This window comes from Pseudomonas sp. sp1636, from assembly GCF_030376615.1.
GTDB lineage: Bacteria > Pseudomonadota > Gammaproteobacteria > Pseudomonadales > Pseudomonadaceae > Aquipseudomonas.
In genome coordinates, this window is record NZ_JARRAB010000010.1 from 121,955 (window position 1) to 138,380 (window position 16,426).

The 16,426-nt window shown below is 64.2% G+C and carries 15 protein-coding genes; all 15 read right to left on the reverse strand.

Annotated features, from left to right (window positions below; genetic code table 11):
- Positions 1 to 20: 20 nt before the first annotated feature.
- The 15 genes from nuoL to P8H27_RS12095 all read right to left on the reverse strand — a co-directional run bounded on the left by nuoL (position 21) and on the right by P8H27_RS12095 (position 16,422).
- Positions 21 to 1,868, reverse strand: a complete 1,848-nt coding sequence (gene nuoL / locus P8H27_RS12025; protein ID WP_289637792.1) for an NADH-quinone oxidoreductase subunit L — start codon at positions 1,866 to 1,868, stop codon at positions 21 to 23.
- On the reverse strand, positions 1,865 to 2,173 hold the full coding sequence (gene nuoK / locus P8H27_RS12030; protein WP_289637860.1) for an NADH-quinone oxidoreductase subunit NuoK: 309 nt from the start codon (positions 2,171 to 2,173) through the stop codon (positions 1,865 to 1,867). Before nuoK ends, nuoL begins: the two co-directional genes overlap by 4 nt.
- Entirely contained in the window at positions 2,173 to 2,673 is a 501-nt protein-coding gene (gene nuoJ / locus P8H27_RS12035; protein WP_289637794.1) for an NADH-quinone oxidoreductase subunit J, read from the reverse strand. Before nuoJ ends, nuoK begins: the two co-directional genes overlap by 1 nt.
- A 16-nt stretch (positions 2,674 to 2,689) precedes the next feature.
- Positions 2,690 to 3,238, reverse strand: coding sequence for an NADH-quinone oxidoreductase subunit NuoI (gene nuoI / locus P8H27_RS12040; RefSeq protein WP_289637796.1), 549 nt, complete (start codon positions 3,236 to 3,238; stop codon positions 2,690 to 2,692).
- A 10-nt stretch (positions 3,239 to 3,248) separates the two neighbouring features.
- Positions 3,249 to 4,226, reverse strand: coding sequence for an NADH-quinone oxidoreductase subunit NuoH (gene nuoH / locus P8H27_RS12045; protein WP_289637798.1), 978 nt, complete (start codon positions 4,224 to 4,226; stop codon positions 3,249 to 3,251).
- On the reverse strand, positions 4,223 to 6,952 hold the full coding sequence (gene nuoG, locus P8H27_RS12050) for an NADH-quinone oxidoreductase subunit NuoG (protein ID WP_289637799.1): 2,730 nt from the start codon (positions 6,950 to 6,952) through the stop codon (positions 4,223 to 4,225). The genes nuoH and nuoG overlap by 4 nt, the downstream gene beginning before the upstream one ends.
- Before the next feature lie 81 nt (positions 6,953 to 7,033).
- A complete protein-coding gene (gene nuoF / locus P8H27_RS12055) occupies positions 7,034 to 8,377 on the reverse strand; it encodes an NADH-quinone oxidoreductase subunit NuoF (RefSeq protein ID WP_289637801.1) in 1,344 nt (447 codons plus the stop codon).
- Positions 8,374 to 8,871, reverse strand: a complete 498-nt coding sequence (nuoE, locus tag P8H27_RS12060; RefSeq protein ID WP_289637803.1) for an NADH-quinone oxidoreductase subunit NuoE — start codon at positions 8,869 to 8,871, stop codon at positions 8,374 to 8,376. Before nuoE ends, nuoF begins: the two co-directional genes overlap by 4 nt.
- A 1-nt stretch (position 8,872) precedes the next feature.
- Positions 8,873 to 10,654 carry an NADH-quinone oxidoreductase subunit C/D gene (gene nuoC, locus P8H27_RS12065; protein ID WP_289637805.1) on the reverse strand — a complete coding sequence of 594 codons (1,782 nt, stop codon included), beginning with the start codon at positions 10,652 to 10,654 and terminating at the stop codon, positions 8,873 to 8,875.
- 36 nt (positions 10,655 to 10,690) lie between these two features.
- Entirely contained in the window at positions 10,691 to 11,365 is a 675-nt protein-coding gene (locus tag P8H27_RS12070; RefSeq protein ID WP_289637807.1) for an NADH-quinone oxidoreductase subunit B, read from the reverse strand.
- A gap of 9 nt (positions 11,366 to 11,374) precedes the next feature.
- Entirely contained in the window at positions 11,375 to 11,791 is a 417-nt protein-coding gene (locus P8H27_RS12075; RefSeq protein WP_289637809.1) for an NADH-quinone oxidoreductase subunit A, read from the reverse strand.
- Positions 11,792 to 11,994: 203 nt separating this feature from the next.
- Entirely contained in the window at positions 11,995 to 12,333 is a 339-nt protein-coding gene (locus P8H27_RS12080) for a DUF190 domain-containing protein (protein WP_289637811.1), read from the reverse strand.
- Positions 12,334 to 12,876: 543 nt separating this feature from the next.
- On the reverse strand, positions 12,877 to 14,472 hold the full coding sequence (locus tag P8H27_RS12085) for an isocitrate lyase (protein WP_289637813.1): 1,596 nt from the start codon (positions 14,470 to 14,472) through the stop codon (positions 12,877 to 12,879).
- Positions 14,473 to 14,977: 505 nt separating this feature from the next.
- Complete coding sequence (locus tag P8H27_RS12090) at positions 14,978 to 15,787, reverse strand: secretin N-terminal domain-containing protein (RefSeq protein ID WP_289637815.1); 810 nt, start codon at positions 15,785 to 15,787, stop codon at positions 14,978 to 14,980.
- Entirely contained in the window at positions 15,784 to 16,422 is a 639-nt protein-coding gene (locus tag P8H27_RS12095; protein WP_289637817.1) for a histone acetyltransferase HPA2, read from the reverse strand. The genes P8H27_RS12090 and P8H27_RS12095 overlap by 4 nt, the downstream gene beginning before the upstream one ends.
- Positions 16,423 to 16,426: the final 4 nt, after the last annotated feature.

Sequence of the window (16,426 nt, forward strand, 5' to 3'; positions counted from 1 at the left end):
CACGCTCCTTGGTTGCATGATCAGAGCACCTTCAGCAGGCCGAGCAGCAGCACGGCGCCGCCGACCAGGGTTGCGGCATACCAGCGCACCTGGCCGGTCTGGCTGCGGCTGAGCAGCAGGTGCAGAAGCCGGGCCAGGCGCGGCAACAGGCCAATGCTGCGGTCGAACGGGTCACGCCGCAGCACCCGGCAGAGCCACAGGTAGGGTTTGACGAACAACCGGTCGTAGAGCCAGTCGAAGCCCCAGGCGGCGAACCACCAGGCCCTGAAGAAACGCCCCGGCCCACTGGCGGCCAGACGCCTGACCAGGTCGCGCTGGCCGAGAAACAGGGCCGCGGCAGCAGCGATGCCCAGCACCGCGATGAAGCCGGAGAACAGCTCCAGGCCGTGTTTGCCTGCGCCGCCGGCATGCCCGACGCTGTCTGGCAGCACCCCGGCCAGGGGCGGTTCGATCAGCGCGCCGACGAAGGTCGACAACAGCATCAACAGCGTCAGCGGCAGCCAATAGGCGATGCCCTTGCCCGCATGGGCCTCGCTCTGTTGCGGGCCGTGGAAGACGATGAAGATCAGGCGGAAGGTATACAGCGAAGTCAGCACCGCACCGAGCAGACCGGCCAGCAGCAGCGGCTGGTTGCCGCTGGCCAGGGCTTCCCAGAGAATCTCGTCCTTGGAGTAGAAGCCGGCCGTGACCAGGGGCAGGGCGGCCAGTGCCGAGCCGCCGACCAGGAAGCACAGGTAGGCCAGCGGCAGGGGTTTGCGCAGCCCGCCCATCCTGAAGATGTTCTGCTCGTGGTGGCAGGCGACTATTACCGCGCCGGCGGTGAGGAACAGCAGGGCCTTGAAGAAGGCATGGGTCATCAGGTGGAAGATCGCTGCCTGCCAGGCGCCGACGCCGAGGGCGAGGAACATGTAGCCGATCTGGCTCATGGTCGAGTAGGCGAGAATGCGCTTGATGTCGGTCTGCACCAGGGCGGCGCAACCGGCCAGCAGCAGGGTCACACCGCCGACCAGGCCGACCAGGCCCAGGGTCAGCGGCGTCAGGCTGAACAAACCATGGCAGCGGGCGATCAGGTAGACCCCGGCGGTGACCATGGTCGCCGCGTGGATCAGCGCGGAGACCGGGGTCGGGCCGGCCATGGCATCGGCCAGCCAGGTCTGCAACGGCAGTTGCGCCGACTTGCCCACCGCACCGCCGAGCAGCAGCAGGGTCGCGGCGGTCAACAGCGGATCGCCGCTGGCGAATTTCTGCGGCGCCAGCGCCAGCATCTCCTGGATATTCAGGGTGGCGAAGGCATGGAACAACACGAACAGACCCAGGGCCATGAACACATCGCCGATGCGGGTGACGATAAAGGCCTTGAGCGCCGCGCCGCCGTTGGCCGGTTTGCGGTAGTAGAAACCGATCAGCAGGTAGCTGCACAGGCCGACGCCCTCCCAGCCGAAATACAGCAACAGCAGGTTATCGCCGAGCACCAGCAGCAGCATGCTGGCGATAAACAGGTTCATGTAGGCGAAGAACCGCGAATAGCCTTCCTCGCCACGCATGTACCAGGAGGCGAACAGGTGGATCAGAAAACCCACGCCGGTGACCACCCCGAGCATGGTCAGCGCCAGACCATCCAGGTGCAGGGCGAAGCTCGGGGTAAAGCCATCTACCGCCAGCCATTGCCAGAGCACCTGCACATACACGCCGTCGGCTGGCGGAGTGGCGAAGAACTGCCAGCCGACCAGTAGGCTGAACAATGCCGCCAGACCCACCGAGCCAACGCCGATCAGCGCCGTGAGAGGTTCCGCGAAGCGCCCACGGGAGAAGGCCAGCAGGCAGAAACCCAGCAGGGGAAACAGCAGCGTCAGGTAGAGAAGGTTCATCCGTGCATCTCACTGGCAGCGTCGATGTCCAGGGTGTGAAAGCGGCGGTACAGCTGCAGCAGTATGGCCAGGCCGACGGCCGCCTCGGCGGCCGCCAGGGTGATCACCAGGATAAACATCACCTGGCCATCGGCCTGCGCCCAGCGGCTGCCGGCGACGATAAAGGCCAGGCCGGCGGCATTCATCATGATCTCCAGGCTCATCAGTATGAACAGGATGTTGCGCCGTACCATCAGGCCGACCAGGCCCAGGCAGAACAGCACGCCGGCCAGCGCCAGGCCGTGTTCCAGCGGAATGGAGCTGATCATGGCTGCGCCTCGGATCGACCCAGGTGGAAGGCGGCGACCAGTGCCGCCAGGAGCAATAGGGAGGCCAGTTCGACCACCAGCAGGTAGGGGCCGAACAAGCTGATACCGACGGCCTTGGCCGCCACTGTCTGGGTGCCCAGTACGGCGCCACTGGGCGTGCCGAACAGCGTGTAGAGCAACTCGCCGAGCAGCAATAACGCCAGCAGCGCCGGCCCCAGCCAGATACCCGGGGTCAGCCAGTGGCGCTCCTGTTCGATGGCCGCCGGGCCGAGGTTGAGCATCATCACCACGAAGACGAACAGCACCATGATCGCCCCGGCGTAGACGATGACCTCCAGGGCGCCGGCAAAAGGCGCGCCTAGGGCGAAAAAGCACATCGCCACCGCCAGCAGCGAGATGATCAGGTAGAGCAGGGCGTGCATCGGGTTGCGGTTAGTGATCACCCGCAGGGTGGCGAGCACCGCGATACCGGCGGCGAAGTAGAAGGCGAACTGCATCAGCGGCTCCTCGGCATCATGGCAGCAACCCCTTGACGTTGACCGGTTCGGCCTCGTTCTGCGCCGCGCCCTTGGGTTTGCCGGCGATGGCCAGGCCGGCGACCCGGTAGAAGTTGTAGTCCGGGTACTTGCCGGGGCCGGCGATCAGCAGGTCGGCCTTCTCGTAAACCAGTTGCTGGCGATCGAACTCGGCCATCTCGAAGTCCGGGGTTAGCTGGATGGCGTTGGTCGGGCAGGCCTCCTCGCACAGGCCGCAAAAAATGCAGCGCGAGAAGTTGATCCGAAAGAACTCGGGATACCAGCGGCCATCGGCGCTTTCGGCCTTCTGCAGGGAGATGCAGGCCACCGGGCAGGCCACCGCGCAGAGGTTGCAGGCCACACAGCGCTCCTCGCCGTCCGGATCGCGGGTCAGTACGATGCGCCCGCGGTAGCGCGGCGGCAGGTACACCGGCTCCTCGGGGTACTGCAGGGTGTCGCGCTTGCGCCAGGCATGGGCGAAGATCATCCCCAGGCTGCGCAACTGGGTGAAGGTGCCATGCAGGATGTGCCCGATGTACTTGAACATGGCGTACTCCTCAGGCGGCGGCCAGCACCAGGGCGCCGGTCAGCAGCAGGTTGAGCAGGGTCAGAGGCAGGCAGAAGACCCAGCTGAAGCTCATCACCTGGTCATAGCGCGGCCGCGGGATGGCGGCGCGCAGGAGGATGAACAGCATGATGAAGAATCCGGTCTTCAGGGCGAACCAGGCGAAAGGCGGCAGCAGCGGGCCGTGCCAACCACCGAAGAACAGGGTCACCAGCAGCGCCGAGATCAGCACGATGCCGATGTATTCGCCGACGAAGAACATGCCCCATTTCATCCCGGCGTATTCGATGTGGTAGCCGTCGGCCAGTTCCTGTTCGGCTTCCGGCTGGTCGAACGGGTGGCGGTGGGTGACCGCCACTCCGGCAATGAAGAAGGTACAGAAACCGAGAAACTGCGGAATGATGAACCACAGGTGCTGGTGCTGGTATTCGACGATCTCGCGCAGGTTGAACGAACCGGCCTGGGCCACCACGCCCATCAACGCCAGGCCCATGAACACCTCGTAGGACAGCGTCTGCGCCGAGGCGCGCAGGCTACCGAGCAGGGCGAACTTATTGTTGCTGGCCCAACCGGCGAACAGCACCGCGTACACCGACAGCCCGGCCATGGCGAAGAAGAACAGCAGGCCGATATTGAGGTCGGCCACGCCCCAGGTCGGGGTAATCGGCACCACCACGAAGGCGATCAGCAGCGCGCTCATGGCCAGCACCGGCGCCAGGGTGAAGATGAACCTGTCGGCGAACGGCGGCGTCCAGTCTTCCTTGAAGAACATCTTGAGCATGTCCGCGGCGATCTGGAACATGCCGTACGGGCCAACCCGGTTGGGCCCGTAGCGATCCTGCCAGAGACCGAGCAGGCGGCGCTCGACCCAGCTGAGCAGGGCGCCGCAAATCACCACGCTGAGCAGGATGACCACGGCCTTGAGTACCGCGAGCACGATCGCCAGCAACTCGGGTGTCAACCAGTTCATGGCGCAGCCTCCTGCACCGCGGTGACCACGGCGCCGGCGATCAGCGCCGGAATCCCGGGCAAGCCGACCGGCAGGCCGATCAGGCCGCTGGCCAGCTCGTCACACAGGCGCAACGGCAGACGCAGCACCTGAGCGTCGAGGGTCAGCGCGACCAGCGCGCCGTCGCCAAACCCGAGACGCTCGGCGTCGACGCTTCCCAGCGCCACATAGGGCGGCGGGATGCGCACCTGCAGCGGCGCGGCTCGGGCGCTGGTTTCTTCACTGCCGAACAGGTGATGCAAGGGCACGGCCTGCCAGGTGCCGGGTGCCGGCTCGAACGCGGCAGGCACGCCGAACCAGGGCATGGCTTCACCCTTGGTTTCGATCAGGCGCACGCCCGGATCGCCGGCGCGCAGATGGCCGCCGACTTCGTCCTGGAACTTGTTCCACGCCTGCGGCGAGTTCCAGCCCGGCGACCAGGCGAAGGGGATCTGCTGGCGGTTTTCCTGGCTGCCGCAATAGCCTTCCATGGAGAAGGCCAGGGCCGAGTCCTGATCCTGCGGTTGGCGTGGCTCGTGCACGCTGATGTTGGCGCGCATGGCCGTGCGGCCGCTGTAGCGCAAGGGTTCGCGGGCCAGCTTGAGGCCTTTGATGCGGAACGAGGCATCCGGCGCGGCTTCGCCGATTCGCGCCAATAGAGGGTTGCTGGCCGCGCAGGCGGCGGTGACTTCATCGAGTCGAGTCCAGTCGAGCGGCTTGCCGAGCAGGGTGCTGTGCAGCGCATGCAGCCAGCGCCAGCTCTCGCGCACCAGGTTTTCGGCGTCGTAGTAGGCGGGGTCGAACACCTGGAAAAAGCGCTGGGCGCGGCCTTCCTGACTGACCAGGGTGCCGTCGGCTTCGGCAAAACTGGCCGCGGGCAGCAGCAGGTGCGCTTTGGCACTGGTGGCCGTGTGTTGGTGGTCGGCGACTATCACCAGCTTGGCGGCCTGCAGCGCGGCGTCTACCCTGGCGCTGTCGGCGCGGCGGTAGAGGTCGTTTTCCAGCACCACCACGGCATCGGCCTGACCGCTGCTCAGAGTCTGCAAGGCGGCGTCCAGCGACTTTTCGCCGAGCTGTTCACCCAGCAGCAGTGCCAGGCCCATGCTGTTGGCTTCCGCCACGACCGGGCTGATGGCGGCGTTTTTGCCGCGATTGTGCAAGGCGTTGGCGATATTCGCGGCCGCTTCGATCAGCGCCGTGCAGCCCAGCGAGGCGCCGCAGACCAGCAGCGGGCGCTCGGCTTCGAGCAGGGCCGCGGCGATGCGCTGCGCCAGCTCGGCGGCGTCGCCTGGCAGGTCATGCACCGCCGGCGCATGCGGGTCGATGGCGTGGGCCACGGCGTGGCCCAGGCGCGCCAGGTCGACCGGGGCGGCATGCACGCACTCGGCGGCGATGTCATCCAGGCGGGTGGCCGCGACGCTGGCGATAAACAGCGGGTGCAACGCCTGTTGGCCAATGTTGTGCACGGCGGCGCTGTGCCAGGGCGCAATGTTCAGCGCGGCGGCCCTGGCCCTGGCCTTGCCTTTCACCGCCTGGCGCAGGGCCAGCGCCAGGCGGGCGGCGGTCTGGGTCAGGTCTTCGCCGAGGACGAACACGGCATCCTGGCTTTCCACCTCGCGCAGGGTCGCGACCGGCAGCGGCCCGTTCAACAGCAGATCGCGGATCAGTACCAGGTTTTCCAGCTCTGCGGCGCCGATGCCGCAATAGTAGTTTGCGCTGCCGACCAGCTCGCGCAGGGCGAAGTTGCTCTCCAGGCTGGCGCGGGGCGAGCCGATGCCGATCACCTTGCGCGGCTTGAGCAATGCCGCCGCCTGGTCGAGGGCCGAGTCGAGGCCCATGGTCATCTGGCTCAGCAGCATCATCGGCTGGCGCGGACGGTCTGCGCGGTTGACGTGGCCATAGCCGAAACGCCCGCGGTCGCAGAGGAAGTACTGGTTCACCGCGCCATTGAAGCGGTTCTCGATACGGCGGATCTCGCCGTAGCGCTCGCCGGGGCTGATGTTGCAGCCGAGCGAGCAGCCATGGCAGATGCTCGGGGCGAACTGCATGTCCCACTTGCGGTTGTAGCGGGCCGAGTGGGTCTTGTCGGTGAACACCCCGGTCGGACAGACCTCGGTGAGGTTGCCGGAGAACTCGCTTTCCAGCACCCCGTCCGTTACGCGGCCGAAATACAGATTTTCATGGGCGCCATACACGCCCAGGTCGCTGCCGCCGGCGTAGTCCTGGTAGTAGCGCACGCAGCGGTAGCAGGCGATGCAGCGGTTCATCTCGTGGCCGATGAAGGGGCCCAAGTCCTGGTTCTGGTGAGTGCGTTTGCTGAAACGGTAACGCCGGCGGTTGTGCCCGCTCATCACCGTCATGTCCTGCAGGTGGCAGTGGCCGCCTTCCTCGCATACCGGGCAGTCATGCGGGTGATTGGTCATCAGCCACTCGACCACGCTGGCGCGGAACTGGCGGGCTTCCTCGTCGTCGATGGAAATCCAACTGTTGTCGCTGGCCGGGGTCATGCAGGACATCACCAGGCGCCCTCGGGTGTCGTTCTCGTCGCTGAACTGCTTGACCGCGCACTGCCGGCAGGCGCCCACGCTGCCGAGCGCCGGATGCCAGCAGAAATAGGGAATATCCAGCCCAAGCGACAGGCAGGCCTGGAGCAGGTTAGCCGCACCATCGACTTCGAATGCTTTGCCGTCTACGTGAATAGTGGCCATTTCTTCAGTCTTCTCATGCCCATGGGAGTGGGCGGGCTAAGGTCATCGTTGCTGCACCTGCGGCCTTCGCCGCACATGCGGTTACACGCCGAGCGCCTGGTTGCTCGGGGTCAGGGGCGTTGTGGCAATCCCCGCCTCGAACTCTTCACGAAAATACTTGAGTGCACTGGCCAGCGGCTCGACGGCGCCCGGCGCATGGGCGCAGAAGGTCTTGCCGGGGCCGAGGAAGTTGCACAGTTGTTCGAGGACTTCGAGATCGCCGGGTTGGCCCTGGCCGCGTTCCAGCGCGCTGAGCAGCTTGACGCTCCAGGGCAGGCCATCGCGGCAGGGGGTGCAGAAACCGCAGGACTCGCGGGCGAAGAACACCTCCATATTGCGCAGCAGACCGACCATATTGACCCGGTCGTCCACGGCCATGGCCAGACCGGTGCCCATGCGCGTGCCGACTTTGCCGATGCCGCTGCTGCACATAGGCGCATCCAGATGCTCGGGCAGCAAAAAACCGGTGCCGGCGCCGCCCGGCTGCCAGGCTTTCAGCCGATAGCCGTCGCGCATGCCGCCGGCGTAGTCCTCGAACAGCTCGCGCGCCGGGATGCCGAACGGCAATTCCCAGAGCCCGGGGCGCTTGACCTTGCCGGAGAAGCCCAGCAGCTTGCTGCCCATGTCTTCGCTGTCCGGCCGAGCCAGAGACTTGTACCAGTCGACGCCGTTGCCGATGATCGCCGGCACGTTGCACAGGGTCTCGACGTTGTTGACGCAGGTCGGCTTGCCCCATACGCCGACGGCGGCCGGGAAGGGCGGCTTGGCCCGCGGGTTGGCCCGGCGCCCTTCCAGGGAGTTGATCAGCGCGGTTTCTTCGCCGCAGATATAGCGACCGGCGCCGCTGTGCACCAGCAGCTCGAAGTCGAAGCCGCTGCCGAGGATATTGCGCCCGAGCAGGCCGGCCGCTTCGGCCTCGGCGATGGCGCGCTTGAGGTGCCGGGCACAATCGACGTATTCGCCGCGCAGGAAGATATAGCCGCGATAGGCCTTGAGCGCGAAGGCGCTGATCAGCATGCCCTCGATCAGCAGGTGCGGCAGCTGCTCCATCAGCAGGCGATCCTTGTAGGTGTTGGGCTCCATCTCGTCGGCGTTGCACAGCAGGTAGCGCTGCTTCTGGGTGTCGTCCTGGGGCATCAGCCCCCACTTCACCCCGGTGGGGAAGCCGGCGCCGCCACGGCCCTTGAGGCCGCTGTCCTTGACCTGTTGGGTGATCTGCTCCGGGCTGAACTGGGCGAGCGCCTTGCGCGCGGCGGTATAACCGTTCTGGCGGACGTATTCGTCGAGCCAGACCGGTTCGCCGTCGTCGCGCAGGCGCCAGGTCAGCGGCTGGCTTTCGGCGCTGCGCGGGCTCTGGTTGGCGGTACTCAAGGAGACGCAGCTCATGGGTAGCGCTCCAGTAGCTGGGCCACATTGCCGGCATCCAGGTGGCCGTAGGTGTCGTCGTCGATCATCAGGCTCGGCGCCTTGTCGCAGTTGCCCAGGCAGCACACCGGCAGCAGGGTGAAGCGGCCGTCGCTGCTGGTTTCGCCCAGGCCGATGCCGAGCCGTTGCTGCAACGCGGCCTGGATCGCCTCATGGCCCTGGAGATAGCAGACCATGCTGTCGCACAGGCGAATGATGTGGCGGCCTACCGGCTGGCGGAAAATCTGGCTGTAGAAGGTGGCCACGCCTTCCACGTCGCTGGCCGGGATGCCGAGCATCTCGCCAATGGCCGCGATCGCGCCGTCCGGCACCCAGCCACGCTGCTGCTGGACGATTTTCAGCGCCTCGATGGACGCCGCACGCGGGTCTTCGTAATGCGCGAGTTCGTGCTCGATGGCCAGGCGTTCGCTGGCGCTGAGGCTGAAACGGTCGGTTTGGATCAAGGAGTCGGTCATATCAGCGGTCCACGTCGGCCATGACGAAGTCGATACTGCCCAGGTAGGCGATCAGGTCGGCAACCATGCTGCCCCTGATCACCGCCGGGATCTGCTGCAGGTGCGGGAAGCTCGGCGTGCGGATGCGGGTGCGGTAACTCATGGTGCCGCCGTCGCTGGTCAGGTAATAGCTGTTGATGCCCTTGGTCGCCTCGATCATCTGCAGGGATTCGTTGGCCGGCATCACCGGCCCCCAGGACACCTGCAGGAAGTGGGTGATCAGGGTTTCGATGTGCTGCAGGGTGCGCTCCTTCGGCGGCGGCGTGGTCAGCGGGTGATCGGCCTTGTAGGGGCCGGCCGGCATGTTGCGCAGGCATTGCTCGATGATCCGCAGGCTCTGGCGCATCTCCTCGACGCGGATGATGCAGCGGTCGTAGGCATCGCCATTGCTCGTCAGGGGGATCTCGAAGTCGAAGTGCTGATAGCCGGAGTAGGGCCGCGCCTTGCGCAGGTCGAAGTCCAGGCCGGTGGCGCGCAGGCCCGAGCCGGTGACGCCCCATTCCAGCGCCTGTGCGCTGTTGTAGGCGGCGACGCCCTGGGTGCGGCCGCGCAGGATGCTGTTCTGCAGGGCGGCTTTCTGGTACTCGTCGAGGCGCTTGGGCAGCCAGGCGACGAATTCCTCCACCAGTTTGTCCCAGCCGCGCGGCAGGTCATGGGCGACGCCGCCGATGCGGTACCAGGCCGGGTGCATGCGAAAGCCGGTGATGGCCTCGATCACCCGGTAGGCGCGCTGGCGGTCGGTGAAGGTGAAGAACACCGGAGTCATGGCGCCGACGTCCTGGATGTAGGTGCCGAGAAACAGCAGGTGGCTGTTGATGCGGAAGAATTCGGCGAGCATCACGCGGATAAAGTCGACCCGATCCGGCACCTGGATTCCGGCGAGTTTCTCCACCGCCAGCACATAGGGCAGGTTGTTCATCACCCCGCCGAGGTAGTCGATGCGGTCGGTGTAGGGAATGAAACTGTGCCAGCTCTGGCGCTCGGCCATCTTCTCGGCGCCGCGGTGGTGGTAGCCGATTTCCGGCACGCAATCGACGATTTCCTCGCCGTCCAGTTGCAGGATGATGCGAAAGGCGCCGTGGGCCGAGGGGTGGTTGGGGCCGAGGTTGAGGAACATGAAGTCCTCGTGCTCGCTGCGGCGCTGCATGCCCCAGTCTTCCGGCTTGAAGCGCAGGGCTTCCTGCTCCAGATCCTGCTTGGCGGCGGACAGGCTGTAGGGGTCGAATTCGGTGGCGCGCGCCGGGTAGTCCTTGCGCAGGGGATGGCCTTCCCAGGTCGGCGGCAGCATGATCCGGGCCAGGTGCGGGTGGCCGTCGAAGCGGATGCCGAACAGGTCCCAGACTTCCCGCTCGTACCAGTTGGCGTTGGCCCAGATGCGCGTCGCGCTGGGCAGCCTGAGGTCGTTCTCCCGCAGGGCGACCTTGAGCATGATGTCGCTGTTCCGCTCGATCGACAACAGGTGGTAGAACACGCTGAAATCCGCTGGCGGCAGGCCGCGGCGCTGGGTGCGCAGGCGTTCGTCCATGGCGCTGAGGTCGTAGAGCATGACGTAGGGCTTAGGCAGATGGCGCAGGTAGTCCAGCACCTGCAGGAGCAGGTCGCGGTCGACCCAAAGCACCGGCATACCGCTGCGGGTGTCTTGCACGGTTAGGCTGTCGGCGCCGAAGCGCGCCTGCAACTCGGCGACCACATCGTTCGCGGCTGTCGGTTGGGGCAGTGCCTGTAGGGTGCTTGATGCAGTCATTGTCTCGCTCGCTATCCGTTAGCGTGGACACTCGATTCAGACGTCGTCGGGGCTGCGCAGGTTGGTCACTTGAATGCGCCCGGCGCGCCGTTGCTCGCGTTGCGAGGGCATATCGGCACGATAGATGCCCTGGTCGCCGACCACCCAGGACAGCGGCCGGCGCTCCTGGCCGATGGACTCCTGCAACAGCATCAAACCTTGCAGGAATGCCTCGGGCCGTGGCGGGCAACCGGGCACGTAGACGTCCACCGGGAGAAACTTGTCGACCCCCTGCACCACCGAGTAGATGTCGTACATGCCGCCGGAGTTGGCGCAGGAGCCCATGGAAATCACCCACTTGGGCTCGAGCATCTGCTCGTAAAGGCGCTGGATGATCGGCGCCATCTTGATGAAGCAGGTGCCGGCGATGACCATGAAGTCCGCCTGGCGCGGCGAAGCACGGATCACTTCGGCACCGAAGCGGGCGATGTCATGCGGCGCGGTGAAGGCGGTGGTCATCTCCACGTAGCAGCAGGACAGGCCGAAGTTGTAGGGCCACAGCGAATTCTTGCGGCCCCAGTTGACCGCGTCGTTGAGCACCTCGTGCAACTTGCCCATGTAGATATTGCGGTGCACCTGGCCGGCGAGCGGGTCAGCGACGGTCTCCCGCTCGCCAACCGGATATTGCGCATTGGCCGCGTCGGGATCGATTCGCGTGAGTGTGTACTGCATGCCCGCACCTCAATTTTTGTGCTGGTTGGCGAGGCGTTCGCGCCGCGCTTGGGGTGCCCAGTCGAGCGCACCGATGCGCGCCAGGTAAAACAGCCCGATCAGCAGGATCACGATGAACACCAGGGCCTCGATAAAGCCTGGCCAACCGCTTTCGCGCAGGGAAATGGCCCAGGCAAAGAGAAACAGGGCTTCGACATCGAAGATCACGAACAGCATCGCGACCAGATAGAACTTGGCGGAAAAGCGCAGGCGCGCGCCGCCGGTAGAAACGATGCCGGATTCGAACGGCTGGTTCTTGCTGTGCCCCCAGGCTTTGCTACCCAGCAGGCTGGAGACCCCGAGCATGAAGGCGCACAACCCGGCTACGCCCAGCAGAAAAATCGCAAACCCCCAGTTATGGGCCAGGCTCGATACCACATCAGACATGTCGTACTCCTCGACAAGGATGGGTGTTGCTGACGCATCACTCCCCGTGACTGCGTCACAGCGGTTTACTCAATACTAGGCGGGCTTCGGCGAGTCAGTGGCTTTCTGCTGAAAAAAAACCGATCGATGATCTCGCCCGGGTTCTGCAGCCTTGTCCGAGGGCGCGCTTGGGTCGGCGCGCGAGCTTGCCTGGCGCGAGGGGCTCAGCCGGCTGTGTCGGCCCCGGCTTGCTTGCCGAGGGTGCCGTATTCGGCCGGTGTTTTCACGTAGAACAAGGCGAGATCCTCCTGTTGCAAACGTTCGAACAGGCGCTGGCATTCCTCTTCGCTGAGCACCAGGGCAACCTCCATCGGCTGATCGGCAAGTTCGAAGAAGTGGTAGGAGTGGAGCCGCCCCGTGTGCCCGAAGCCTTCGATTGCGGATACCAGGGTGGCACCCGGCAAATGCATCTCCTTGGCCAGGGTGACCAGCCAGTCGGCGAGCATCTTGCCGCGATGGCGGCGATTCTGTTGGGTAAAGAACGTCACCTGATAGCCTTGCATGGTTGCTCTCCGGCAGCGTGCGCTGATGCTTTCAGCATAGCGCCAGCTTGGCCGCTAGAGACAACGGCGAGAGCCGCCCTGCGCTCGAGTCTTCGTCGGGGCCATGCAACCTATACCGGGGGATCGTCGATGCAAATGACCCTGCACCGGTGTGCGCCAGGCCGCAGCCGCGATTCTGCCGATGGCTAGATGATATTCGCGGATCAATCTGCTCCTACAAAAGCACTATCCCTCAGCAACGCATGACGAAGGCATAGCCATGAAAAAGGCTATGTCCCAAGACTGTGTTGCATGCGCGATCTCTTGTAGGAGGTGCGACCCCGCGGCGAATGCAGCCCGCAGGGCTGCCTGCCCATCGTTTCGCGGTATAGCCAAAGCTCGCCCCGAGGTCGGGCCTCCTACGGATCGCAGGCAGTTCGCGCCTGGTGATACAACACCTAACGGGTACAGAGCCATGAAAAAGCCCCAGCTGTTTAAGGCCGGGGCTTTCTTGTAACGGGCTCAGTCGAGACGCGAAGTCCTGACCGAGTGAACCAATAGTCGTTAGCTGAACTGGTTCATGGTGTTGTCTTTACCGCTGGCTTTCAGAGCTGCTTCGCCGGCGAAGTACTCTTTGTGGTTGTCGCCGATGTCGGAGCCAGCCATGTTCTGGTGCTTGACGCAGGCGATACCCTGGCGCAGTTCCTGACGCTGTACGCCTTTGACGTAGGCCAGCATGCCTTGCTCTGCGAAGTAACCTTTGGCCAGGTTGTCGGTGGACAGCGCGGCGGTGTGGTACGTCGGCAGGGTGATCAGGTGGTGGAAGATGCCCGCCTGAGCCGAACCGTCGCGTTGGAAGGTGCGGATCATTTCGTCTGCACGAGCAGCCAGTTCGGTCTCGTCGTAGTCAACGCTCATCAGCTTGGCGCGGTCGTAGGCCGATACGTCTTTGCCTTCACCAGTCATGATGTCGAACACTTGCTGACGGAAGTTCAGGGTCCAGTTGAAGGACGGGCTGTTGTTGTAGACCAGCTTGGCGTTCGGGATCACTTTGCGGATCTCGTTAACCATGGCCGCGATCTGACCAACGTGCGGCTTCTCGGTTTCGATCCACAGCAGGTCGGCACCGTTCTGCAGCGAGGTGATGCTGTCGAGTACGCAGCGCGCTTCACCGGTGCCCTTGCGGAACTGGAACAGGTTGGACGGCAGGCGCTTGGGACGCAGCAGTTTGCCTTCGCGGTTGAGCACCACGTCGCCGTTTTTCAGGTCGGAGGCGGAGACTTCTTCGCAATCGAGGAAAGAGTTGTACTGGTCGCCCAGGTCACCCGGCTGGTTGGTCACGGCGATCTGCTTGGTCAGGCCGGCACCCAGGGAGTCGGTACGCGCAACGATCACGCCGTTGTCGATACCCAGCTCGAGGAAGGCGTAACGCACAGCATTGATCTTGGCCAGGAAGTCGGCGTGAGGAACGGTCACTTTACCGTCCTGGTGACCGCACTGCTTCTCGTCGGAAACCTGGTTTTCGATCTGAATGCAGCAAGCGCCTGCTTCGATCATGCGCTTGGCCAGCAGGTAGGTGGCTTCCGGGTTACCGAAGCCTGCGTCGATGTCGGCGATGATCGGTACTACGTGGGTTTCGTAGTTGTCGATCTGGTTCTGCAGATCGGCGGCTTTGGCTTTGTCGCCAGCTTCGCGAGCGGCGTCCATGGCGGTGAACAGCAGATCCAGTTCGCGGGCGTCAGCCTGGCGCAGGAAGGTGTACAGCTCTTCAATCAGGTCGGAAACCGAAGTTTTCTCGTGCATGGACTGGTCCGGCAGTGGGCCGAACTCGGAACGCAGAGCCGCAACCATCCAGCCGGACAGGTAGAGGTAGCGCTTGTTGGTGGTCTTCAAGTGCTTTTTGATCGAAATCAGCTTCTGCTGACCGATGAAACCATGCCAGCAGCCCAGGGACTGGGTGTAGACGGAGGAGTCGGCATCGTACTCGGCCATGTCTGTGCGCATGATATCGGCGGTGTACTGCGCGATTTCCAAACCGGTCTTGAAGCGGTTCTGGGCGCGCATGCGGGCCACGGACTCCGGGTTGATAGCGCTCCAGCTGCTGCCGTTGATCTCTTTCAGAGCGGCGACTGCCTTGATGTCGTTTTGATAAGCGGACATGGTCAATCCTTCAATGTATGTGTTTGGTTGAGCACCGACTTTCCCACGCAAAACCTGTACAGGTCATGGTTGCGGGGCTCACAGCAGTACGAGAGAGAGTGACCAGGGCGCAGTTGAAACTGGGGGGAGGGGGACGAAACGAACAGTGCGGTCGACTACAGCTGCTGCAAATGACAGGTCATTTGGCGTTTACCGGCTCGTGGATGCCGTTGGACGACTCAGTAGGCTGTAACTGTCTGCTGGCTGATACGTTGAAGCGCTTCCCCGTCCCTCAGGACAACTTCGTTCCAGTCGCAATCTCGTCGAACTGCCTTGTGGGCTTCACAACACGAATCGGTTCTGGCGGTAAGCTGGAACACGACCCGGAGACCCTTTTCAGGGCCCCTGATTAGCGGGAGCGAGGCCATGATGCCTCTGCTAAAAGTGTTCGTCAAACGTTTTGTAGTGGTTTTTTATGACTACTACATAAGTATTGCGACGACCGGCGGGTCAGTTCTGCTGGGGTTCAGTCGACGATTTCGACCTTGACCCGCAGCGTCATGTCTTCACGTCCCTGGGTCGAACGGTGGCGCAGGAAACCGCCGTGCTCGGCCTGGCTCTGTTGGTTAACGCCACCGATGCTGATCCACTCCCCAAGCCGGCCACTGACCCGGGTATCGGTGTTCTGGATGTCGATTACCCCGGGCTGCGACTGGTTCAGCCGATCGCGATTGCTGCTGATGTTTATATGCACGATATCGCCCGTCAGGCTGGCGGTGACATAGAAACCGCGGGTGACGTCGCGGTATTCGGTGCTGTTGTACACCTGGCCATAGGCATCGCGGCTGGTCGAGCTGAGGGGGACGCTCTGGCCGACCTGAATCAGCGCTGGGTAACCCTCGGTGGCTTGTACCTGCTGGGTGCCACCGCCACGGCTGTCGGTGCTGCGGCTGATGATGCGCACCTGGTCGCGGCCGTTGATTTCGCCCCGACCAATCTGCGCCTGGGCATTGCCGGCGCTGAGCGTGCCGTCGGCACGATAGCCGCGGTCGCTCTGGTAGCTGGATTCCGAGCTGTCGACGCTGATCAGCAAGCGCCGCGGACGGGTGTCCAACTGCTCGAGCAGTTGGCGGATTTCCTCGATCTTCGCCGGCGTAGCGTTGACGATCAACTGGTTGCCATAGGCAGTGACGCGCCCATCGCGGCCCAGCACCGACTGCGCCACTGGCAGCACCTCATCGGCGCTGCGGTAATTCAGCGCGATGACCTCGGTGGCCGCACTGAGGGGCAGGGCAATGCCGAACAGCAGGGCGGCGAGCAAGGTACGCGCACTCATAGCAGGAAGCTCCTTAGATCCGGGTCAGTGATGCTGGTCTGCCAGGCCTGATCGAACTGCGCCTGGCGTAAGCGCACGCGGGCGGGATCCTGGTACAGCGCATAGCCGGCACATTGCTCGGGCTCTGGACGCAGCAGCAAGCCGCGATCGTCGGCCAGCAAAAAGGCCACCTCCTCGCCGGGGTAGTCCGGGTGCAGCTTGCGAATATGCAGATTGCTCGACAGGCGACGCGACAAGCCGAGCAGGCGGTGGCCCAGTTTCACCGCGCGGGCGATGTCTTTGACCAGGATGCGCAGCTGGTTTTTCGGGCTGGCCAACAGGAAGCGGGTGCAGGCCTCCTGGACGCTGCTGTGGTGATACAACCAGGGTTCCAGGTCAATGCTGTAGATGCACAGGCTGCGTTGGGCCTGCTGGAGCATGGCCAGGGCGTGGGCACGGGCCATCTCGGGCTGATCGAAGCGCTCCAGCGCCAGGTGTTCGCCGAGGATGAACGGTGCCGGTTCTGTCAGCGGATTTTCCGCCAGGGCAGATTCGGGATTGTGCACGGCAAAACGCCCCGGCGACTGAAACTCGATGGCGGGAAGCTCTGCTGGCTCGTTGCTCTCGGTGGCATCTGACGGGGCGTTTTCGTTCATCCTG